The sequence below is a fragment of the Pseudomonas sp. PAMC25584 genome (genome assembly GCF_058135675.1).
Map to the genome: position 1 here is coordinate 5,202,929 of NZ_CM176870.1, position 22,512 is coordinate 5,225,440.

Sequence of the window (22,512 nt, forward strand, 5' to 3'; positions counted from 1 at the left end):
CTGGGTGGATAGCAACGCTCGACTATGTGGATAAACCACCGACTTCTGCGCGCACCGCCCTGCATGACAGTAGCGCATCGCGTCACCGCCCTGCACCGGCGTGGGTATTTGCTGCCCAACTATCCGGCCCGCCTTCGCCCATTAAGCGGATAGCCCGCCGCCTCGGTGCAGCCTCTAAATGGCTTACCCGTTCAGCCATTATCAAAAGGTGCGTCCCATGAGTGGTGCAAGAAGCGTCGAGCAATGGAAAAGCTTCATCGACAGCTGCCTGGATTTTCGCCCCGCCGATGAAGTGTTCCGCATCGCCCGCGACATGTTCACCGAGCCGCAACTGTTCGACCTGGAGATGGAACTGATCTTCGAGAAAAACTGGATCTACGCCTGCCACGAAAGCGAACTGGCGAATAACCACGATTTCGTGACGATGCGCGCCGGGCGCCAGCCGATGATCATCACCCGCGACGGCGACGGCCACCTCAACGCGCTGGTCAACGCCTGCCAGCATCGCGGCACCACCCTCACCCGCGTCGGCAAGGGCAACCAGTCGACCTTCACCTGCCCGTTCCACGCCTGGTGCTACAAGAGCGACGGCCGGCTGGTGAAGGTCAAGGCACCGGGGGAATACCCGGAAGGTTTCGACAAGGCCACGCGCGGCCTGAAAAAAGCACGCATCGACAGCTACAAGGGCTTTGTGTTCATCAGCCTGGACGTGAACGGCACCGACAGCCTGGAAGACTTCCTCGGCGACGCCAAAGTGTTCTTCGACATGATGGTCACCCAGTCCGCCACCGGTGAGCTGGAGGTGCTGCCGGGCAAGTCCGCGTACACCTACGACGGCAACTGGAAGCTGCAGAACGAAAACGGCCTGGACGGTTATCACGTCAGCACCGTCCACTACAACTACGTGGCCACGGTGCAGCACCGCCAGCAGGTCAATACCGCGAATGGCACTGCGGCCAGCACGACGCTGGACTACAGCAAACTCGGCGCCGGCGACGCGAATACCGACGACGGCTGGTTCGCCTTCAACAATGGCCACAGCCTGTTGTTCAGCGACATGCCCAACCCCACGGTGCGCTCCGGCTACGCCACCATCATGCCGCGTCTGGTGGCAGAACACGGCCAGCCAAAAGCCGAGTGGATGATGCACCGCCTGCGCAACCTGAACATCTACCCGAGCCTGTTCTTCCTCGACCAGATCAGCTCGCAGTTGCGCATCATCCGCCCGTTGGCGTGGAACAAGACCGAGATCATCAGCCAGTGCCTGGGGGTGAAACATGAGTCCGACGCCGACCGGGAAAACCGCATCCGCCAGTTCGAGGACTTTTTCAACGTCTCGGGCATGGGCACGCCGGACGATCTGGTCGAGTTTCGCGAAGCCCAGCGCGGATTCCAGGGCCGCCTGGAGCGCTGGAGCGATATCTCACGCGGCAGCCACCGCTGGGCCACCGGGCCGACGCCGAACAGCGAAGCCCTCGGCATCCAGCCCGCCATGACCGGCACCGAATTCACCCACGAAGGCCTGTACGTCAACCAGCACCGCAACTGGCAGCAGTTCCTGCTCAACGGCCTCGACCAACGCGCGCTGAAGCTGCGGGAGGTGGAATGATGAATGCGCCATTGCAGTACCGGATCGAGCAGTTTTTCTATCGCAAATCCGAGCTGTGCGACGCCCAGGACTGGGACGCCTACGTGCAGTTGTTCGACCCGCAGAGCGAGTTCCACCTGCCGCAATGGGACTCCGAACACGTCTACACCCGCGACCCCAAGCGCGAAATGTCGCTGATCTATTACGCCAACCGCACGGGCCTGGAAGACCGCGTGTTCCGCCTGCGCACCGGCAAGGCGGCGTCGGCCACGCCGATGCCGCGCACCTTGCACCTGATCCACAACGTGCGCATTGCCGAGCAGGCGGACGGCACGCTGGAGGTGCGCTTGAACTGGCACACGCTGTTCTATCGCCTGGCCACGTCGGAGCAGTTCTACGGCCACGCGACCTATCGCCTCAAGCCCCATGGCGACAGTTGGCTGATCACCCGCAAGCACGCGTTGTTGCTCAACGACACCATCAACTCGGTGCTGGATTTCTATCACCTGTAACGCTGGCGAACGCCCCCTTGTAGGAGCGAGCTTGCTCGCGAAGGACGTCAACGATGACGCGGGCATCCTGAATGTACGCGGCGTCCTTGAGTTTTTCGCGAGCAAGCTCGCTCCTACAGGGGTTCACACATGAACCCACGGAGTACTGGGGATGAATCACAAAGTGGCCTTCAGTTTTGCCGACGGCAAGACCCTGTTTTTCCCGGTGGGCGCGCATGAAATCCTGCTGGATGCGGCCCTGCGCAATGGCATCAAGATTCCGCTGGATTGCCGCGAAGGCGTGTGTGGTACCTGTCAGGGCCGCTGCGAGAGCGGCGAATACAGCCAGGACTATGTGGACGAGGACGCCCTCTCCAGCCTCGACCTGCAACAACGCAAGATGCTCAGTTGCCAGACCCGGGTGAAGTCGGATGCGACGTTCTACTTCGACTTCGATTCCAGCCTGTGCAACGCACCGGGGCCGGTGCAGGTGCGCGGCACGGTGAGCGAGGTGCGGCAGGTCTCGACCAGCACGGCGATCCTGCAGGTGCAACTGGAACAGGCGCTGGACTTTCTGCCGGGCCAATACGCCCGCCTGGCGGTTCCGGGCACCGACAGTTGGCGCTCGTATTCCTTCGCCAACCGGCCGGGCAATCAGCTGCGGTTTCTGATCCGCCTGCTGCCCGACGGGGTGATGAGCAACTACCTGCGCGAACGTTGCCAGATCGGCGATCAGTTGCTGATGGAGGCGCCGCTGGGGGCGTTCTACTTGCGCCATGTCAGCCGGCCGCTGGTGCTGGTCGCCGGCGGTACTGGGTTGTCGGCGCTGCTGGGCATGCTCGATGAACTGGCGGCCAACGCCTGCGAGCGGCCGGTACACCTGTACTACGGCGTGCGTAGCGCGCAGGACCTGTGCGAAGCGGCGCGCATCGAGGGTTATGCGTCCGCGCTCGCGGACTTTCGCTACACCGAAGTACTGAGCGACCCGCCGCCCGCATGGCCCGGCAAGCGCGGCTACCTCACCGAGCATTTCAACCTGGCCGAATGGCGGGACAGTTCGGCCGATATGTACGTGTGCGGGCCCCCTCCGATGGTCGAGTCCATCCAGCAATGGCTGGCGGATCAGGCACTTGATGGCGTTCAGCTGTATTACGAAAAGTTCACGCAGAGTAATATCTGACCCCTCAGCACGTCTGAGGGGTTGGGCGCGGCGTGCAATCAACCCCGAGAAAAACAAGTAGAAGGGAATGTTAATGGCGGATGACATGGTTAACCCGGTAGGCCTCAAGCGTGGCCTGAAGAACCGGCATATTCAGCTGATTGCCTTGGGCGGCGCGATCGGTACGGGGCTGTTCCTCGGTTCGGCCGGGGTGCTCAAGTCGGCGGGGCCGTCGATGATCCTCGGTTATGCGATTGCCGGTTTTATCGCGTTCCTGATCATGCGCCAGCTCGGCGAGATGATCGTCGAGGAGCCGGTAGCCGGTTCGTTCAGCCACTTTGCGCACAAATACTGGGGCGGTTACGCGGGCTTCCTGGCGGGCTGGAACTACTGGGTGCTCTACGTGCTGGTGGGTATGGCCGAGCTGACGGCCGTGGGCAAGTACATCCAGTTCTGGTGGCCGGAAATTCCGACCTGGGTCAGCGCGCTGGTGTTCTTTGTCGCGGTGAACCTGATCAACACCCTGAACGTGAAGTTCTTCGGTGAGACCGAGTTCTGGTTCGCGATCATCAAGGTGGTGGCGATTGTCGGCATGATCGTGCTCGGCTGCTACCTGCTGTTCAGCGGCACCGGCGGCCCGCAAGCGTCGATCAGCAACCTGTGGAGCCACGGCGGTTTCTTCCCGAATGGCGGCATGGGGCTGTTGATGTCGATGGCGTTCATCATGTTCTCGTTCGGTGGCCTGGAGCTGGTGGGCATCACCGCCGCCGAGGCCAGCGAGCCGCGCAAAGTGATCCCGAAAGCGATCAACCAGGTGGTGTACCGCATCCTGATTTTCTACGTCGGCGCGCTAACCGTGCTGCTGTCGCTGTACCCGTGGGATCAACTGCTGCAAACCCTCGGCGCGTCGGGCGATGCCTACAGCGGCAGCCCGTTCGTGCAGATCTTCTCGCTGATCGGTAACGACACCGCCGCGCACATCCTCAACTTCGTGGTGCTGACCGCGGCGCTGTCGGTGTACAACAGCGGCGTGTACTGCAACAGCCGCATGCTGTTCGGCCTGGCCGAGCAAGGTGATGCACCGAAGGCGCTGATGAAGCTCAACAAGCAAGGCGTGCCGCTGCGCGCCCTGGCGATTTCGGCGCTGGTGACGCTGCTGTGCGTGGTGGTCAACTACGTCGCGCCGCACAGTGCGCTGGAGTTGCTGTTCGCCCTGGTGGTCGCTTCGTTGATGATCAACTGGGCGCTGATCAGCCTGACTCACATCAAGTTCCGCAAAGCCATGGGCGAGCAAGGCGTGGTGCCGTCGTTCAAGACCTTCTGGTTTCCGTTCAGCAACTACCTGTGCCTGGCGTTCATGCTGATGATCATCAGCGTAATGCTCGCGATCCCGGGCATTCGCGATTCGGTGTATGCGATGCCGGTTTGGGTGGGGGTTATCTACATTGCCTACCGGTTGCGGATCAAAAACGCGAAAGTGGCAGTGACGCAATAACCTAGGTGGGAGGGGGCTTGCTCCCGATGGCGGTGTGTCAGTCAGTGGATGTGTTGGCTGTCACACCGCTATCGGGAGCAAGCCCCCTCCCACATTTTTGATTGCATTCCAAATGAAAAGCCCCGGTGATCCGGGGCTTTTTGTTTACAGCGTGGAACGCACTCGCCACAGCTCGGGGAACAGCACCGTGTCGAGCATCTTGCGCAGGTAACCCACGCCCTCGGTGCCGCCGGTGCCGGGCTGGAAGCCGATGATCCGCTCCACCGTGGTCACATGGCGAAAGCGCCATTGGCGGAAGGAGTCTTCCAGGTCGATAAACTTTTCGGCCAACTGGTACAGGTCCCAATAACGGCTCGGGTCGCGGTAGACCTCGCGCCACGCCGCTTCCACGGACGCATCGTGAACCGTCGCCGCCGTCGGGTCGCGTTCGGCGCGTTGCGGGTCGATCGCCAAGCCGGCCTTGGCCATCAGGTTGATCGCCTCGTCGTACAGCGACGGCGTGGCGATTGCCACCTGCAGTTCTTGCAACAATTGCGGGCGATGGGCGTGAGGCCGCAACAGCGCCGGGCTTTTGTTGCCGAGGATGAATTCGATCTCACGGTACTGGAACGACTGGAACCCCGACGACTGGCCGAGGAACGGGCGAATCGCCTTGTACTCCGACGGGGTCATGGTCGCCAGCACCGCCCAGGCGTGTACCAGTTGATCGAAGATCCGCGACACCCGCGCTAGCATCTTGAACGCCGGCGGCAGCTCGCCCAGGCGCAGGTGTTCACGGGCGGCCTTGAGTTCGTGGAGCATCAGTTTCATCCACAGCTCGGAGGTCTGGTGCTGGATGATGAAGAGCATTTCGTTGTGGTCCGGCGACAGCGGGTGCTGGGCGCTGAGGATTTTTCCCAGGTCCAGGTAGTCGCCGTAGCTCATGGACTCGGAAAAATTCAGCTCGGCGTTATGCCATTCTTCCGGCGGTTGGTAATCCTCTGAGAAGGGACATTGGCTCATCGTGCGGGCTCCACAAGCGGGCGCAGGATTGCGCGGACCGGGCTGGCGTCGAGGTGGGCAAACCGCAGCGGCAGCGCGATCAGTTCATAGTCGCCCTCCGGTACGTCATCGAGCACGATGCCTTCGAGAATCGCCATGCCATGACGGGCCACGGCGTTGTGAGAATCCATGGTCTTGGACTGCTGCGGGTCCAGGGACGGCGTGTCGATACCGATCAGGCGCACGCCCAGGCTGGCGAGCAGCTCGATGGTCTGCGGGGCGATGGCGGTGAAGTGCGCATCCCATTCAGTCAGCGGCGCTTGTGGATAAGTGCGCAGCAACACGCGCTCCGGCACGTTATCCACACGCCCGTCCAACTGCTGCGGCTGCACCAGTGCGCCGCTGTCCAGGCAATGCAACACGCGGCACGGGCCCATGTACACGTCCAACGACACCTCGCCAATCGGCGCGCCGTCCGCGCTGTAGTGCAGTGGCGCATCCACATGGGCGCCGGTGTGCGGCGACAAGGTAATGCGCCCGACATTCACCGGGCACTCCGGGCCGAACTGCCACACGCGCTCTTCCTGGAACGGTGTATCCCCCGGCCAGGTCGGGGTCGCCGTACTCAAGGGCGGGCTGATGTCCCACCACGTTTTTATTGGGTTCATATCAAGGCTCTCGGTCGTGACTGATGTGAATGATACGAGGGCCAGCTGTGAATTTTCTTGCGAATTCCTGCGCCAAGCGGGGAATCTTTCGCACTTACTGCGAAGAAGTGACTCATTGACGCTCAGAAATATCGTCGAACTACGCTGAAGCGTGCACCCGAGCCCAATGTGGGAGGGGGCTTGCCCCCGATAGCAGTGTGTCAGTTGACACATGTGCTGGCTGATCCGCAGCCATCGGGGGCAAGTCGAATCGTCGCACCGCCCCTCCCACATTGACTCCACATGGCCCGAGGAGTGGTATTCGCCTGCGCTTCTGGGCATCCCGATGTCGAGTTCAGACCATTGACCCTGCCTGCGACGCTATAGGGTTCGACTCTCGTTCACTTGCCTCGGAGTCATCATGTCCAAGCCCATCACCGTACTGCGCGACACCCACCCCTTGCCGGTCCTGGATGCCTGCAAATGGGAAAAGCTCGAAGGCGATCCGCACACCGTCAACCTCAACGCCTACACCAGCGAAGACGGCAGCAAGATCATGGGCACCTGGATCTGCACACCGGGCAAGTGGTACGTGGAATACGTGAAGTGGGAATACTGCCATTTCCAGGAAGGCTACTGCGTGATCACCCCGGAAGGCATGGAACCGATCCATTTGCGCGCGGGGGATATCTTTGTGGTGGAGCCGGGGATGAAGGGGACGTGGGAAGTGGTTGAGACGGTGCGTAAGTATTTTGTGTTTGCTTGACCGCAATAACCTGTGGGAGGGAGCACGCTCTCTCCCACAGGGTTTGTTTATTTGGGCTTGCGGTAGCTGTTGATAATCGCCGAGAAGTCCTTGCCCCCTTCCCCGCGCTGGCTCATCGATTGATACAACTGCTGGGCCACAGCGCCGAGGATCACCGGTTGGTGCGCCTGGCGCGCAGCTTCAGTGGCCAGGCCCAAATCCTTGAGCATCAGGTCGGCGCCAAAACCGCCGGTATAGCCCCGGGACGACGGCGCGGTTTCGATCACGCCAGGCCATGGGTTGTAGGTGTCGGAACTCCAGCAGCGCCCGGTGGAGCTGTTGATGATGCCGGCCAGCACTTGGGTGTCGATGCCCAGCGCATCGCCCAGGGCCATCGCTTCGCTGACGCCGACCATGCTGATGCCCAAGAGCAGGTTGTTGCAGATCTTGGCGATTTGGCCGGTGCCGACGTCGCCGCAACGCACGATGTTGCGGCCCATCTGCGCCAGCACCGGTTGCAGGGTGGCGAACAACTCCGGGGTGGCGCCGACCATGAAGGTCAGCGTCCCGGCTTGCGCGCCACCGGTGCCACCGGAGACCGGCGCATCAGCGACAGCCACCCCTTGCTTGGCCGCCGCCGCCGCGACATCGCGGATGGTTTGCGGGTCGATGGTGCTGCAATCCACCGCCGGCACGCCTTGACCGATACCGGCCAATACGCCGTCTTCGCCCAGCCAGACACTGCGCACATGGGCAGCGGCCGGCAGCATGGTAATCACCAGCTCAGCGCCGTTTGCCGCATCACGCGGTGAATCGCTGATGCTGCCGCCCAGCTCCGCCAGTTCCTTGAGTACCGCCTGGTTCAGGTCGAACAGGTTCAGCGCGTGGCCGGCCTTGATCAGGTTGCGGGCCATGGGCGCGCCCATGTTGCCCAAGCCGATAAATGCAATCTTCATGCTCGTCTCCCGGAATCAGCGCAGGTTGATGGTGGTGTTGACGCCATCGTTGACCGTGTCGTCATCGAACCAGCGGCTGGTGACGGTTTTGGTCTGGGTGTAGAACTGCACCACTTGCTTGCCATACGGGCCCAGGTCGCCGAGCTTGGAACCGCGCGAACCGGTGAAGCTGAAGAACGGCACCGGCACCGGGATCGGGATGTTGATGCCGACCTGGCCGACGTCGATTTCGCTCTGGAACTTACGCGCCGCCGCCCCGCTCTGGGTGAACAGGCCGGTGCCGTTGCCGAACGGGTTAGCGTTGACCAGCGCGATGGCTTCATCGAGGGTGTCGACTTCCAGCACCACCAGCACCGGGCCGAAGATTTCCTGGGTGTAGATCTGCATGTCGGGGGTCACGCCCGAGAACAGGGTCGGACCGACAAAGTTGCCTTGCTCGAAGCCCGGCACCTGGATACCACGACCGTCCAGCTCCAGCTTGGCGCCTTCTTTCACGCCGCTTTCGATCAGCTCCAGGATGCGCGCCTTGGCACGCTTGGAAATCACCGGGCCGACGTCCGTGCCCGCTTCGCTGCCGGCATTGACCTTGAGCTTCTGCGCCAGCGCCTTCAGATCGGGCAGCCACTGCTTGGAAGCGCCCACCAGCACCACCACCGAAGTGGCCATGCAACGCTGGCCCGCCGCGCCGAAACCGGCACCGACCAGCGCGTTGAGGGTGTGTTCGCGGTTGGCATCCGGCAGCACCACCGCATGGTTCTTGGCGCCCATCATCGATTGCACGCGCTTGCCGTGTTTGCCGGCCAGGTCGTACACATGGGTGCCCACGGCGGTCGAACCGACGAACGACACCGCCTTGATGTCTTTATGCGTGCAGAGCGCGTCCACCACGTCCTTGCCGCCGTGTACTACGTTGAGTACACCGGCCGGCACACCGGCTTCCAGCGCCAGCTCCACCAGCAGCATCGTCGACAGCGGGTCTTGCTCGGAAGGCTTGAGGACAAAAGTGTTACCGCAGGCAATCGCCATCGGGAACATCCACAGCGGAATCATCGCCGGGAAGTTGAACGGGGTAATCCCGGCGCACACGCCGATGGGCTGGCGCAGGGTGTAGGTGTCGACACCGCCGGCGACGTTTTCAGCGAACTCGCCCATTTGCAGGGTGCCGATGGAACAGGCGTGCTCCACCACTTCCAGGCCACGGAAAATATCGCCCTCGGCATCGGCAATGGTCTTGCCCTGCTCGGCGCTGAGGACCACGGCGATGCGCTTGGAATGCTCGCGGATCAAGGCTTGCAGCTTGAGCATGATGCGCATGCGCGCGCCGATCGGGGTCAGCTTCCAGGTCTGGAAGGCGCGATGGGCGGCGTCGATGGCGGCGTTGACTTCATCGGCGGTGGCGAACGGGACTTTGGCCAGCACTTGCTGGGTGGCCGGGTTGACGATGTCTTGCCAGTGGGTGGTCGTTGACTCGACCCATTCACCGTTGATCAGCAACTTGACCTGTTGCACGGAAATATCGGCAGATGCGTTCATGTGGTCTCCAATTTGTATTTATAGGCAGAGAACCAAGGCGTTGAATCGCCTTGAGGATGAGGCGTTCGGACTGTTTTTGGAGTATAGATGTGCAAACTTCTAATAAGAACGCACATAAAAGCCGGTCCAATATGCAAAAAAACATCACATCACTGGGCGCCCTGAACTGGGATGACCTGAAGTTTTTCCTCGAAGTGGCCCGCACCCGCAAGGCCAGCGTCGCCGCCAAGCGCCTGGCGGTGGACTACACCACCGTGTCGCGGCGCATCAGTTCGCTGGAAGTCTCACTCGGCACTCTGCTGTTCGAAAAATCCCGGACCAGCGGCTTCGTCCTCACCAACGAAGGCCAGCGTTTGCTGGGCTACGCCGAATCCATCGAAAGCACCTTGCACATGGCCTGCGAACAAGTCTCCGGCTCCGGCATGGCGCTGTCCGGGCACGTCCGCATGGGCTGCACCGAAGGTTTCGGCAGCTTCTTCGTCACCCCGCAACTGAGCCACTTCGTCGATACCTACCCGGCGATCTCGGTCGACATCCTGCCCCTGCCTCACTTCATCAGCCTGTCCAAGCGCGAAGCCGACATCGTCATCGCCCTGGAACGCCCGGAACACGGGCCGTATGTGTGCTGCAAACTGTGCGACTACAAGCTGCAGCTGTACGCGACCCAGGACTACCTCGACCAACACCCGCCCATCCACCGCCCGGCGGATTTGGCCGAGCATCCGTTCATCAGCTACGTCGACGACCTGGCCTTCAGCTCGGAGCTGCTGTACCTGGCGAACGTAGTGCCCGGCGCCAGCGCCAGCCTGCGCAGCACCAGCGTGATCGCGCAGTACGTGGCGGCGCAGCAAGGGCGGTCGATGGCGATTTTGCCGTGCTTTTTGGCGGCGCAAGATCCACGGTTATTGCCGGTGCTTGGGGAGCAGATTGCGGTTACGCGGCAGTTTTGGATGTATTGCCGAGAAGACCTTAGAAAGCTCAAAAGAATCACTCTGTTATGGGACTACATCAGAGAGGTGACTGAGCTTAATAGCCCGATATTGCTGGGCCAATCCAGGGTCCTACAGTTCATCGACTGATGACTTAAGGGAGGCTCATCGTAGCGAGTCTCTCGGACCGAATCAACGGTTTGTAACAGCACTTGATACAGAGTTTGTGGCACCAAACGACCAACTTACAGAGGCGTGCAGGCCCGCGTTAGGGACCCCAGGCGCACCCATGCGGTAAGGCTCAGGCGCGCTGTGAGCTGGTGAGCAGCTAACGAGAGGGCCACGGGGGGAACTGGCGGCGTAGAACAGTTGAGGTGGTCATTCAGATTTTTCTGTCAGATTCTCAAAGGTCCTCACAAACGTTCCCCCGATCTACACTTTATGCACCACAGCGATAAGGTAGCACTATGCAGCTCACCGAAAACCAGAAGACCGAGAAGGAATACTTCGACTTGTTCCGGCAACGTTATGAGCTTCCTCAAGGCACCATCACGTTTTCTGACAAGCCCGATGTGGTAATTTTTGACGAGAACAACCGGAGGATATTGGGGATAGAAATTGCCAATCTTTACATAAATGACGGCAATGCTACGGATAGCGAACAGAAGCAGAGAGTAAACAGGCGAAGGGTCCTCGACTTAGCCGAGAAGATCTACCTATCGCGCGGCGGGCGGAGGATCGAGCTTTTCATAGGTTTCTGTCAGGAGAATCTGATTAAACCCAAGCGCATCGAGCAAATTGCAGAAGACTTGGCGGCGCACGTTTTGAAAATCAGTGCGCTGTCAGACGCCTACTATTGCTACGCCCCAATCGACCCCACTCCAGAAATAAGTTTTCTCTCTCACGACGGCAATGAATATCCGAAACTCAGGTGGGATCTGTGGCACTCCTACAGCACGCCTTTACTGAATGTCCCACGAGTTAAAGCGATGGTCGAACGGAAGGCCAAGAAGGCTGGGCACTACACCTCCTGTGAAGCTAATTGGCTATTGCTGATCGTTGACTTTTGGGACCCCGCCCAGGATCAATGGATGCATTGGTCCACAGATGAGAGTGTCGAGAAAACCCCTTTTGACCGTATCCTTATCTTCCACACCGCCACTGGGATCATTGAAGTTACGCAGCTCAGCCAAGAACCCAAAGAGAATCACGTATAGGTCACCCGGCACAGCCACCGAGTAAAGCACAGACGACATTCCCAAAGGCTTCGACAAGTGGACCGCCTTGAACAGCTCCGAGAGTCACCAAGAGCAACGCAAGGAATTTGTACGTAGCCCGGTGCTTCGCCAGGGCCTCAACCACAGCCGCAAAGGTCTGCCAGCGAGTAGTCATTGCTGTGATCATGCTTCAGCCTCCTTTGAGCTGGTTGAAGAGAAGGTGGTAGATGGTGATAACCACCACCCAAACAGAGGGTCTCAGAGGTATCTCTAAGATGAGTAACTTTAAGCCTCCCTATGGTTATAGTGGGTGCTTTTGGAGCCCTTGCAGTACGTGGCCTGTAGCCCTGGCAAAACTGAAAAATAAGGGACCCGAAGGCCCCTCAAGATCACGCTACGTACTACTTCGTGGTGTCGATTCCCCATCGTTCAAACATCTCAACGGTTGCTCGCTGGCTCACTGGGTCATTGGGAACCAGCCCACGGAACCCATTGAAAATACCTGTGCGGTACTGCTGGGCCATGTCGGGGCTGTTAGTAGTTCCGGCAAGTTTGAAAAGGTTGTAGCCCACCTGGGCGACACTGCTCCCCATTCCGGCTACTGGGATCTGCTTTAAGGCCCCCGTCAGAACCTCGCCGGGCTTATCGAGGTCACTCAGGCCATACAGCCACGCCTTTTCCTTCGGGTCCTTTTTACGGGCTGCTTCGGGAAGAATCGAAGTTCTCACCATTGCCGCCTGATCGAACCCCAAGGGAGCTGCCGCGATGTTCGCCAGACCGAAAGGTGTCCCAAGATATGACCCGCGAGTCAACGCCGCGTAGGCGATCATGTTGGGATCAAGGGCATCTTTCAGATACTGCTTACGGTCGTGAGTCGGCATCATCTGAGCCTTCAAGTAAGCCGTTGACGCATAGAAGCTACCGCCTGCAAGAGCCGAAAGAGCCGCAGTTAGGGTCTGATCCATCACACGGCCATTCATCTGTGCCTCTGTAAGTCCGCGCATCAAGCGCTCGTTCAGGGACTTCACAAGGAAGCTCTTGAACTGCATGAGCATTTTGACGCTCACGCCATAGGCCTTGGTGTCGAGGTTGGAGACCTTATGTGGACGAATCACAACTTCGTCAGCCATGCGGTCGGCAAGACGCCATAGGTGCATTGAGCGTGGGTCTGACTGGAATGCAGCCATATCCCTAACCGAATACTTACCTTCAGCATCACGAACCATAGAGCTACTGATAAGGTCCTTGATGCCATCCCACTGAGCCGGTGTGATACTCGCAGAACGAAGCAACGAAGACTCAGAGACCATCATGGTATCGAACGGATTCTTACCGCCTGCCATGGTGTGCCGAACGATGTCCCCAAGGATGCCTTTACGGCCAGCATCAATTAGATGGTTAGTGGTCTCTGGGAGCATGTGACCCGCAGGGGATCGACGGGACATTGCACCTGTGGCCCACTTCAGCGAACCGACAGTTTGCGCTACAGCCTCATTAGAACCCTGCTGCCGAAGACGCTCAATGATGTCCATGCGGGCAGGTACGATGGAGCCGTCAAGCTCACGCCCAAAGAGACCTGCATGAAGGTCGTTAAGCCCCTCCCCTGTCATGTTGTACTTTCCTGCGATCAAGCCCTTGTAGGCCGGGATGTTGTGACCAAGCATGTGAACGTAGCCACGCGAGACAAGCCCCGCCATCTCAGTGAAGTTCTGAAAGGGCATGAAGAAGGACTTGAGCGTGAAAGCGGTGTCATTGAGTGCCCGCCCAACAGTCGCCAAGGCACCTTCAGGGGTATCGCGGCGGGCCTGCCCTGTGAGGACTTTAAGCGCCTGATCAAAGGCCGCACGTTCATCCGGCTTGATGCCATCAGGGAGCGCCTTAATCTGGGCTTCAAGATCCCCTACAGTCCGGCCAGTTGAGCCCATCACCGCCACGTCACCGTTAACACGCCGGTCATATGCTTGAAGAATGCGGCCCACCGAAAAGTCCCGCAGGTCGTTCACAGAGAAGTCCCCGTGTGGTGTTGACACCGGAACGTCAGAGTCGAAGAGGTGACGCCCCTTCAGGAAGTTGTTGTCGGCAATATCGCCCCCGAACTGCCCCTGTGTGATGTCAACGGCCTGCGTAGTCAGAGAGTTGTCCTGTGTGATCCCGTAGGACTTTGCACTCGCATACTCACGGACCCGCTGAGCGATTGCCTGTGGGGTCACTGGGACACCTTCAGCATTCAGCAGGTCGGTAATGTGAGCATCCACACGGGCACGGGTAGCAGGCCGCCCCGCGTAACTACGCAACATGCTTTCCCGGACGGCATCTTGCAGTGCATCTGTTCCGCCCAGACGTTCCGACCACAGCACACGCGCCCCACGGTCGTAGACGTTCGGAAAGTAATGCCCCTGATGGCGTGTGGAGTCCAGCAAGGAAACAGCGTTGCTATTACCGTACTTCGCCGGGTTGGTCAGGCTGTCATGCTTACGCTCTGTATGCGCCCCAATAGCGTCCATGTAGGCCCGCTCCTCAGCTCGCAATGACGCCCGTGCAGCCCCCGTTGAATCTTCAAGAGCCTCAACAGCTCGGCGGTCAAGCACCTGCTGAGCCTCAGTACGTGAGCCCGGCAACGCTGAGTACCACTTAGAGCCCATAGCGGCATCTCCAAGCTCAGTCAGGGATTGATAGCTCATATTGTCCTGGCCTTTTTCACGCTCAATGATGTCACTTGCAGTAGCTGCGAAGCGTCCACTGGAACCCGAAACGGTGCCTGTAGGAGGTCGGAACAATTGACCGGCAATGTCACGAACTTCAGGGGAATCACTGCGATTCAACGTATGACCAATCTCTGTAAAACCGCCCATACGAGCCCCCACAGCAGCTCGCTCAAACTGTTCCATGCGGGCAACCGTGACCGGATTGAGGGGATTAGAACCGCTGAGAATCGTGCCATTAGAAAGACGCACAGCACCGGGTTCAAAAGGAACAGGCTGAAGGTCAACACCGTTCACGTTTGCAGTGGGTTCGCTCGCAGTGTGCGGCATTAAGGTTGGGTCGGGCGCACCCTCTTGGGCTGCACGTACTCGCGCCTCTGCTCGGATCGTAGGGCCGGTGAACGGGTCAGCCAAATGCTCAGCGGCGTCATTACCGCGAGTTACCAAGATGTTCTTCCCGAAGACGCCTGAAAGAGCGCCCCCAAGGATTGCCCCACCTGCCGCTGAGGCTGCTAAGTGGAACTCACCACCAACCACACGAGACCGTAATTGGTCCCCTGCGACTGCTGCAACGGCCCCGTAGGCAGCGCCCTTAACCACACGAGCTCCGAGTGAACCTGTAAGGCCCACCACTGGTATGTAACTCGTAGGGTCCCCAGCAGCACCGACAAGTCCGCCTGTTACCTGTGCAGCCCATCCAGCAGAATCGAAGTCCTGTTGATAGTCTTGAGAGTCCAATACGGTTGGCAGAATCTTTGCCCATTCACTGCGTTCAGCCGATGCAAACTGACGGTAATACTCAGGCCGAACCCCAAGACCATCAAGGGTCTCAAAGTCCTCATCCGTCATCGGCTCGTGCTGCATCCGAGATACTGGGCGCATCATTGACACAACTGTCCCGAGGTCTGCGCCTTCTTCAGCGTAGCCACGGTAAGCAGTACCAATTACGGATGTAGCCAAGGCAGCCTTAGAGGCTTTCCCCGTGTCGTCCCATGCACCGGTCTCAGCATCACCGGATAACGGCTTTCCCTGAGCGGCGGCAAGTTCCCCCACAGTTGCACCCTTCTCTACCGGCTGACCTGTGAGACCCAATGCGCCCTGTTTAGGCACAGCGGACCCCGTAAGCCCCTTGAAGTAATCCCGGTGAGGGCTTACAGCGACATCCACCAGCTTTTCCATGTAGCCACGGCCCTCAGCGGACAACTTTGAGAAGTCACCAGCACGCATAGCCGAAACCTGTGGAGCCCCAAGTGGGCCTTCACCCTGGTTATACGCAAGGGCTGCTGTCAGCTCGTCACCATCGTATTTATCAATGAGGTCCCGCATGTGACGGGCCATCGCGGGGACGGCCTTCAAGGGGTCTAAACGATCCTCAGGGGACATAAGCCCGTAAGCCCGGCCGGTGGCCTCGGTGAACTGTGCGAGACCCAACGGGCCTGTAGGTGACTTTGCGTCTGACTTAAATGAGGACTCGTTGTAAATCTGCTTATGCAGAAGGTCATAGCGGACACCTTCGGACTCAGCGGCTGAACGAATCAGGTTGTCGTACTGGGTGCCTGTGGCTTTGATGCTTGCGTATTCGTCGTTAGGCGGGTTGGTCATGTTTGGCCTCCTTTAAAGGGAATGGGTTAGGAGGCCCGAAGGCCTCACTTGGGTTTCTGTTGGGTCTGTTTGTATTCGCGGATTTGCCGCTCTACCAACATCGGGTCTTTCTCCCAGCCCTCTTGCGAGCGCTTGATATCGGCCTGTTCGCGGAGCTTGGCGTCTTCACGTTCCTGAGCGACTTTTCGCGCGCTCTCATCACGGATGTCCTGCATGTGCAAAGGCTCCACACGACCGTTGAGTGTCTGTATGTAGAGCTGGCTGTTCCTGGAGACAACAAAGGCACCGCCTGTGGCTACTTCAGGATGGGCCTGTGAGAAGGCATCAAGTTTTGCCTGGACGGCTGTCTGCCCTGCTTTCCACGAAGTGACATCGTTAGGGTCCATGAGGATTTCAGTCTTGAAGATCGCGCCCATAGGTTCCCCCGATGTTTTGAACTGGGCGGTGTTGGTTTCAACGAAAGCCTCTACAGCCGATTGGGCGGCCGAGAGATTCCCTGTCAGGGCTACATTGGCTTCATAGATTGTTCGGGCCATCTCGTTCATCTCGGCGGGCATGTACTGGGCTGCTGATTTTGACTTGCGAATCATCGTCGTGAAGTCCCGTGCCTGCTGATTGCGCTCCTCACGAGTCAGCTTGCTCTGAGCCTTCTCGGCCTCGACTGCCACAGACATGTCGATCCCGTATCGGTCCATAGCGTTGAGCTTCGCTACAAGGTCGGCTTTCTCCGGGTAGAGCAGTGCGACCGACACAGAGTCAGCCTTTGATAGTTCTCGCAGGCGGTCGAGCTTCGGGTAGTTCTGCTGAGTCGCGCCGCTGATTACAGCCCCATCCCATTCCGCACTGGCCCCATCCACAAACTCGCCCATGATCTTTCTGAAAGGGCCGTCCTTGCGGTCAGCCTTTACGTACTGAAGCATCAAGTTCGTCTTCTGGTTTTCAGGAAGATCCCAGGACGCAATCTGATTCATCTTGAGGTTCGCGTAGTTCGCCTCGTCCTCAGGTATGAAATTCCCGGTCAGCTCATTGGTTGGCAGTAGCTTTGGGTCAACGGAGACCATCTCACCGTTGAGCTTCCGGCTCCACGCACCGTCAAGCACAGAGAGGCGGTTCTGTTTCTGCTCAAGCTTTTCGGTCTCCACTTGATACTTTGCGGTCTCTTTACGGTGCCGCTGTAGTAACTGCTCACGGCTGCTCAGAATGGCCTGACGCTCGGGTGTCATCACTTCAGTAGGGGTTGCACCAACAGTCTGAGCGTGGAGTTTATCGAGAGCGGAAAGGGCCCCAACGGTGTCAGTACCCGCCATGATCCCCGAGAGTTTCCCGTGAAACTGCTCGGCTCGGTCGGCCTTTGTGGACTGCTCAAAGTGCGCCGCTCTTGCCTTGAAGTTCTCCATAACGTCAGCACCAACCACATCAGTGACGTAAGCCATTTGACCTCCGACGTTCACCTGTTGGCCTCCGATGTTGCCCAAGAGTGAGACCCCACCGTCACGAGCAGTCGCGTCCTGAAGGGCGCCTTTGAGAAGCTCTACGGCTGATGCAGTGGTCGGAATGATCCCGGTATGTAGACCGTTGTTGATGTACCCAGCCATAACGGTAGCTGCCTCTGGGGTACGCAAGAAACTTGGATCAGATAGAAGCGACCCGAGGTCACTACGCGACTGGATGCCCGCATTCACCTGAAACTCTTCAGACTTACGGCGTCCGAATTGATCGACTACAGCGGCGTTGCGTTGCGTGATGCTGTCGTTGAAACCACGCTGAAAATCACCATCGTCAGGATCAATCCCGTTCATACTCGCAAAGGACTTGGCACCCTCCTGTAATCGGGTCGCCCGGTATTCATCCAGCTCTTTACGGGTCTTGAGTTCACCCCGAGTCACCATCCCATGGACTTCCTGATCCAACTCGTTGGCCGCATTTCTGCCGGTCAACTCATTCAGGTGGAGCATGGCGTAAGGGTCGTCCTGATACAGCAACACGCCCTGCTCCCGCGCGGCCTTACGATCCTCAGGAGCCATCTTGCGAATAATCTCGTTAGCCCGCTCCTTCCCTTGGTTCTGTTGAGCTGCGTCGTATGCACCGTAGACGTCACCACCAGCCTTTACGAAATTCCTCAAGGAATCGGCGAGTGCATAATCAGGGCCGTCAGGTTTCGCTATTCGTGCAGCTTGATAACCCGCCCCGGAACCGGCACGGAAGGCTTGGCGACCCGAAGTAGACTGAGATGATTGGTTGAGTGCTTGTGCAATTTGATTCATAGGCATTAGCGGGTCCCTCCATTGTTGACGCTCGCGCTGTTATTAGTAGTAGAAGGCGTTGACTGCGTTGGTGCGGGAGTCTTACTACCTGTCCCGAACTTACCGCCAGACGCTACATAGGCACTGCCACCAGCCGAAACGATATTCAAGGCGTTGGCGATGTTGTTCACTTTGCGATTGTTACCGCCCAGACCACGCACAGCGGCCTTAGCGTTCTCCGAGCTACCCACGCGATTCGCAAAGATGGCCTGATAGTCCCGCTCGTAGTTGTCGAGAACGTTCATTTTTTGAGCCGACGCGTCATTGCCAACAGAAGTTTTGAGGCGGTCCATGGAGTTGCCAGCCATTCCAGATTCGCCAATAGCCGCATTGATAATTCCCTGGTTTCGGATGGCCTGTAGGTTCACCTCTGTGAGCTGACGGCGGGCCTCATCGTGCTTATCTACTATTGCGAGCTTCTGGTCGTTCTCCGCGAAGTTGGCTTGCTTCACGATTTCGTTTTGCTGTTTGCGTTCGTTGTCTGTCATCTGGCCCTTAGCCTTGGCTCCTTCAGATGCGCTCATGGCTGAACCTGCCACGGCAACAACGGCCATGCCGATGCTTACTGGTTCACACATGCCGATGCCCTCCTTTTTTGACCCTTGCTTTCTGAGCGCGAGCCTCCTTCGCTCTCTCGCCGTTGCGCGCGCGGCATGCTTCATTGATTTCTTTCGATTTACCTTCGAGCCACAAAAGACCCTTCGCTGTCACACGGAAGCCGTCAGCATTGCCATATTCTGTCGAACAGGACTTGAAGAAGCCCTGAGTGAAGCCGTCCCTTGATGGTCGAAGTATCTTGCGATGCTCGGTTGGGTGGTCCATGGGGCTGAATCGATTGACGCTAACCAAATACGCCTTAGCCAATTGAGGTTGCGAAACACCTGCCAGCCTACAAGCCTGGCTCCATGTGATTCCTGCACCAGTCAATCGAGCGTCAATGAGGTCCGCCTTGGGCATAACCTTAGCCAGCCGTATATCCGACTCAGCCGCTGCAATGAGAGCCATACGAGCACTTAAAATTGCGTCATTGCGAACAGTTACGAATGCGTGGGCGACCATCAAATAGAAATCAGTCGAAACCCACATGGCATAGGCAATAGTCCCCAACTCATCGGCAAATGAACCGACCTTATCCACCTTCCGGAAATTTCCGGAAGCCAGTAGCTCAGCCGACACGGCGTTATTCCACTCCGATGGTCTCTTTGACTCCACGAGACCAAGTGTTTGGTGAATCTCATTGAGACTCCATCGCCCATCTATGCCCGCGTTAAATGTGTGACCTTGAATAACAATAGGAAGTAATTCAGTGTTGACACCTGCAATATTCATATGTGATTTCCTTTTGACTGGACTTCTTGGCCGACCTCCTGACAGCCTCACAGCACCCCACACGGGTCTACTGTCAGGTTCCAAGAAGTCCAACCAAAAGAAGCTGTGGTAAATAAAAGACACATAAGAGACGGTCGGGCCTATAAGGTGTCAGTAATGGCATGAAGTCGATCAGGACCAGTTTTAGCTTTGTTCCAGGCATAGAGATGCCGATTTCTTTAAGCTAAAGAGAAGTAATATTAAAAGATGAAAGCAACGATTGACTCTAAGACCCTTCAAGACCTTAAAGCCCCCCCTTCTGCATGCCGCACATGTAAGGAGCCCCCAACTGTAGTGACCACATGCAGATACCGTTACACCCCCCAGCCGTAGCCCCTTATTGAGTGTATGAGATTTAGAGTGAGTCATTGAGCTTGGCAACCGTGAACGCCTTGCTTAGTCGCCTTAGTAATAGTTGAGGTTTTAATTTTTAGCTTGGACACCATTGTTTTGCGAAAGCGTACAGCGAAACCACATTACATCAGTGAGATATATTTCTTCCGAGTTGCGTCACAGTCGACACGCGCGGCAACCACCATCAAGAAGTCTTTCGCAATATACAAGGCTGTCTGCTTGCGGTTGCGCAAGTCAAGGTATTGGTATTCTCCACCTACCCAATATGAGCCGGCTTCGGCTTTCTTATTAAACCACCGCACCAAGCCACCATCGCCGACTTCTTTACCAACGAGCCCAGCGTCTGCAAGCTTCGTGAAAAGAGTCATAAGATCACGGTGAATGAAGCGGCGTGGTCGGTTTGTGAGTGCAGCCATGTCGAGCGATGTAACAGTGTGGAGCGTCGGATGAGTCATTATGGTTCTCCAAGGCAATGTGTGAGAGTGTCGTCCTAATAGTGGGGGTTTTTAAATCCATTCATGCACACCGCATAAGCGCCTTGGTTCATGTTTTTCTTCAAGAACTCCAGCGGGAACCGTGCCCACGGGCGTTTGGTTGACCCTTGCGATAGCTCTGTTTGCAACTTACGGGCGTCGGTAGCGTTCCAGAGGTCCAACAGGGCCACTTCGAGCTTCACCATGACCGCCCCTTTCAGCTTGTCCGCTGCGGGAACGCCCAGCGCCTGCATGCCGCACAGTTTGATAAGTAGCTTGCGGTCGAAGTGACGCCATACGAACTCGGTGTGTACTTCAGGGCACAGGTAGGTGCTTACAGATGCTGGGGCACTCTCAGACACAAGAAGAGGGCGAGCCATCAGGATTTCAAGCAAAGATTTCAGCTCCCCGACTTCGCCTCTGAGGGTCTTCAGCTCATCCATGACGCCCAGGGCGATTGGGTTCGTGGAATCCTCAGCGTTGTACTTGCTGGTCTTGCGGATGGTCGGCAGGACTTCCTCTGTGACCCACTTACGGAAGGCTTCCGAGTGCGTGGAGTTTCCCCGTAGGAGCATGGTGTAGAGGGACTGCTCAGGCATGAGCCACAGTGCCGTCCAGTTCCGGGTGTCCTTACGGGAGGGCAGATTAAGAGAGGACTTTTTGTCCTCCCCTACCAACTGTCCCAATTTGAAAGCCTCAGGCGCTTGGCGCTTGATGTACTTGGTCACATTGTCCTTTGCCAGTGGTAGACCAGCCGCGTAGGCAGCTTGTGAGGCGAGGAACAACAGGTCGTGGTCAGGGTGTCCGGTCAGTACGTCCAGTTCGATCCCCATGAAGCCAAAGGCAACCACTGCCATTCACTACGTACTGCGCAAGGCCTATGTTGATGGGGGGGGGCCTGCATGGCCACAATGATTATGGTTTACTATACTGAGGACGGCTGATTAAACGCTAAATCAAGCCGCAACGAACATTTAAAATGTGGACGTGGTAGATGACTACTGACTGGATAGAAGAGGTTAAGTCTAAATTTTTCACTTCTTGCCTGGAGGAGATCGACATAGACGGCGCCATCCAGATAAAGAAAAATAACACCCCAAAAAAACTATTCAAATACAGAGAAGCTAATGATTTCGCCATAAATAACCTGCGAGACAGCTCTTTGCATTGCACTTTCGCATCTAAATTTAACGACCCCTATGACTCTACAATGCTCTTCGACCCTTACTTTGGCAAAAGCTACACAAGCCAATTAGCCCAACAACTAATAACCGGCACATCACTAACAGCCGTCGAAATCGATTTTATATACCGCACTGAAGACCCCTTGAAAGCCTTATTAGAATTCTATTTTGATAAGTTCCCAGACCCTTCAAACCCTTCTACAGAAGGCATTCAAAAACTCGCCGAGTCATTTCGCGCGCTAAAAGAAAAAACGAGCTTAGAGCTGATATCCAACCTTAATTCAAAAATGCAAAACATGTATAAAATATGTTCTCTTAGCGAGAGGCTCGATTCCCTTTTAATGTGGGGACACTACGGTAGTCAGCACAAAGGCTTTGCTATGGAGTATGACTTCAGCTCACTTCCAGTAGAGGACCTTATGGGCCGCTGCCTATGGCCGGTGATTTATAGCGAACACATTTACGATGCGTCAAACTTGCTTGTCCACATGGGCTCTCCTGAAAAGTCCTTCAATAACATGGTTGCGATCATTGCTTCTCTACACAAGGCAAAAGACTGGGAGTACGAACGGGAATGGCGCATAATAATTCCCGACAGCCCAACTTCGCCCCCACAGAATTTTCGCGCCCCCCTCAAAGCTGTTTATTTGGGTTCAAAGATAGAGGAAAAAGACGCTGAAAAAATCTACAAAGAAGCAAATCTAAAACAGCTACCTGTCTTCCAAATGAAACTTTCACAAAGTGAATTTAAAATGCTTCCTGTGCCCTACGTGCCATGACTAATA

19 protein-coding genes are annotated in these 22,512 nt (G+C 57.3%); 8 read left to right on the forward strand and 11 right to left on the reverse strand.

The window, feature by feature from the left end; genetic code table 11:
* Positions 1-217: 217 nt before the first annotated feature.
* From antA to ACS5Q8_RS24350, 4 genes are all read left to right on the forward strand, one after another.
* Entirely contained in the window at positions 218-1,609 is a 1,392-nt protein-coding gene (gene antA, locus ACS5Q8_RS24335) for an anthranilate 1,2-dioxygenase large subunit (RefSeq protein ID WP_465159504.1), read from the forward strand.
* Positions 1,609-2,100, forward strand: a complete 492-nt coding sequence (gene antB, locus ACS5Q8_RS24340) for an anthranilate 1,2-dioxygenase small subunit (RefSeq protein ID WP_247403632.1) — start codon at positions 1,609-1,611, stop codon at positions 2,098-2,100. The genes antA and antB overlap by 1 nt, the downstream gene beginning before the upstream one ends.
* Before the next feature lie 151 nt (positions 2,101-2,251).
* Complete coding sequence (antC, locus tag ACS5Q8_RS24345; protein WP_465159505.1) at positions 2,252-3,259, forward strand: anthranilate 1,2-dioxygenase electron transfer component AntC; 1,008 nt, start codon at positions 2,252-2,254, stop codon at positions 3,257-3,259.
* 73 nt (positions 3,260-3,332) lie between these two features.
* Positions 3,333-4,733, forward strand: coding sequence for an amino acid permease (locus tag ACS5Q8_RS24350; RefSeq protein WP_443693832.1), 1,401 nt, complete (start codon positions 3,333-3,335; stop codon positions 4,731-4,733).
* A gap of 144 nt (positions 4,734-4,877) precedes the next feature.
* Here the strand turns inward: ACS5Q8_RS24350 and kynA are convergent, their stop codons facing one another.
* Both kynA and kynB read right to left on the reverse strand, forming a co-directional pair.
* Positions 4,878-5,735 carry a tryptophan 2,3-dioxygenase gene (gene kynA / locus ACS5Q8_RS24355; protein ID WP_247403640.1) on the reverse strand — a complete coding sequence of 286 codons (858 nt, stop codon included), beginning with the start codon at positions 5,733-5,735 and terminating at the stop codon, positions 4,878-4,880.
* Positions 5,732-6,382, reverse strand: a complete 651-nt coding sequence (kynB, locus tag ACS5Q8_RS24360) for an arylformamidase (protein ID WP_247403642.1) — start codon at positions 6,380-6,382, stop codon at positions 5,732-5,734. Before kynB ends, kynA begins: the two co-directional genes overlap by 4 nt.
* Positions 6,383-6,782: 400 nt before the next feature.
* On the opposite strand from kynB, the gene ACS5Q8_RS24365 reads away from it, so the two are divergent.
* Positions 6,783-7,127 carry a cupin domain-containing protein gene (locus ACS5Q8_RS24365; protein WP_003230905.1) on the forward strand — a complete coding sequence of 115 codons (345 nt, stop codon included), beginning with the start codon at positions 6,783-6,785 and terminating at the stop codon, positions 7,125-7,127.
* Between the two features lie 47 nt (positions 7,128-7,174).
* Here the strand turns inward: ACS5Q8_RS24365 and mmsB are convergent, their stop codons facing one another.
* The gene (mmsB, locus tag ACS5Q8_RS24370; RefSeq protein ID WP_276194882.1) at positions 7,175-8,062 is read right to left on the reverse strand and encodes a 3-hydroxyisobutyrate dehydrogenase; all 888 of its coding nucleotides are present in this window, start codon (positions 8,060-8,062) and stop codon (positions 7,175-7,177) included.
* Between the two features lie 15 nt (positions 8,063-8,077).
* The gene (locus ACS5Q8_RS24375) at positions 8,078-9,595 is read right to left on the reverse strand and encodes a CoA-acylating methylmalonate-semialdehyde dehydrogenase (RefSeq protein WP_465159506.1); all 1,518 of its coding nucleotides are present in this window, start codon (positions 9,593-9,595) and stop codon (positions 8,078-8,080) included.
* Between the two features lie 131 nt (positions 9,596-9,726).
* On the opposite strand from ACS5Q8_RS24375, the gene ACS5Q8_RS24380 reads away from it, so the two are divergent.
* Positions 9,727-10,674 (forward strand): LysR family transcriptional regulator, encoded by a 948-nt coding sequence (locus tag ACS5Q8_RS24380; RefSeq protein WP_465159507.1) that lies wholly within the window; start codon positions 9,727-9,729, stop codon positions 10,672-10,674.
* A 317-nt stretch (positions 10,675-10,991) separates the two neighbouring features.
* Positions 10,992-11,741, forward strand: coding sequence for a hypothetical protein (locus ACS5Q8_RS24385; protein ID WP_465159508.1), 750 nt, complete (start codon positions 10,992-10,994; stop codon positions 11,739-11,741).
* 1 nt (position 11,742) lies between these two features.
* Here ACS5Q8_RS24385 and ACS5Q8_RS24390 read toward each other — a convergent pair whose 3' ends face one another.
* The 7 genes from ACS5Q8_RS24390 to ACS5Q8_RS24420 form a co-directional block, all read right to left on the reverse strand.
* Complete coding sequence (locus ACS5Q8_RS24390) at positions 11,743-11,928, reverse strand: gp19.5 family protein (protein WP_465159509.1); 186 nt, start codon at positions 11,926-11,928, stop codon at positions 11,743-11,745.
* Between the two features lie 214 nt (positions 11,929-12,142).
* Positions 12,143-16,045, reverse strand: a complete 3,903-nt coding sequence (locus tag ACS5Q8_RS24395) for a transglycosylase SLT domain-containing protein (RefSeq protein ID WP_465159510.1) — start codon at positions 16,043-16,045, stop codon at positions 12,143-12,145.
* A 44-nt stretch (positions 16,046-16,089) separates the two neighbouring features.
* Positions 16,090-18,315: a hypothetical protein gene (locus ACS5Q8_RS24400; RefSeq protein WP_465159511.1), complete on the reverse strand. Its 2,226-nt coding sequence runs from the start codon at positions 18,313-18,315 to the stop codon at positions 16,090-16,092.
* On the reverse strand, positions 18,315-18,926 hold the full coding sequence (locus ACS5Q8_RS24405) for a virion core protein, T7 gp14 family (RefSeq protein ID WP_465159512.1): 612 nt from the start codon (positions 18,924-18,926) through the stop codon (positions 18,315-18,317). Before ACS5Q8_RS24405 ends, ACS5Q8_RS24400 begins: the two co-directional genes overlap by 1 nt.
* Positions 18,919-19,677: a hypothetical protein gene (locus ACS5Q8_RS24410; protein ID WP_465159513.1), complete on the reverse strand. Its 759-nt coding sequence runs from the start codon at positions 19,675-19,677 to the stop codon at positions 18,919-18,921. The genes ACS5Q8_RS24405 and ACS5Q8_RS24410 overlap by 8 nt, the downstream gene beginning before the upstream one ends.
* A 515-nt stretch (positions 19,678-20,192) precedes the next feature.
* Complete coding sequence (locus tag ACS5Q8_RS24415) at positions 20,193-20,525, reverse strand: hypothetical protein (protein WP_465159514.1); 333 nt, start codon at positions 20,523-20,525, stop codon at positions 20,193-20,195.
* Between the two features lie 35 nt (positions 20,526-20,560).
* Positions 20,561-21,400 carry a BRO family protein gene (locus tag ACS5Q8_RS24420; RefSeq protein ID WP_465159515.1) on the reverse strand — a complete coding sequence of 280 codons (840 nt, stop codon included), beginning with the start codon at positions 21,398-21,400 and terminating at the stop codon, positions 20,561-20,563.
* 137 nt (positions 21,401-21,537) lie between these two features.
* Between ACS5Q8_RS24420 and ACS5Q8_RS24425 the strand changes: the two genes are divergently transcribed.
* Positions 21,538-22,506 (forward strand): DUF2971 domain-containing protein, encoded by a 969-nt coding sequence (locus ACS5Q8_RS24425; RefSeq protein WP_465159516.1) that lies wholly within the window; start codon positions 21,538-21,540, stop codon positions 22,504-22,506.
* Positions 22,507-22,512: the final 6 nt, after the last annotated feature.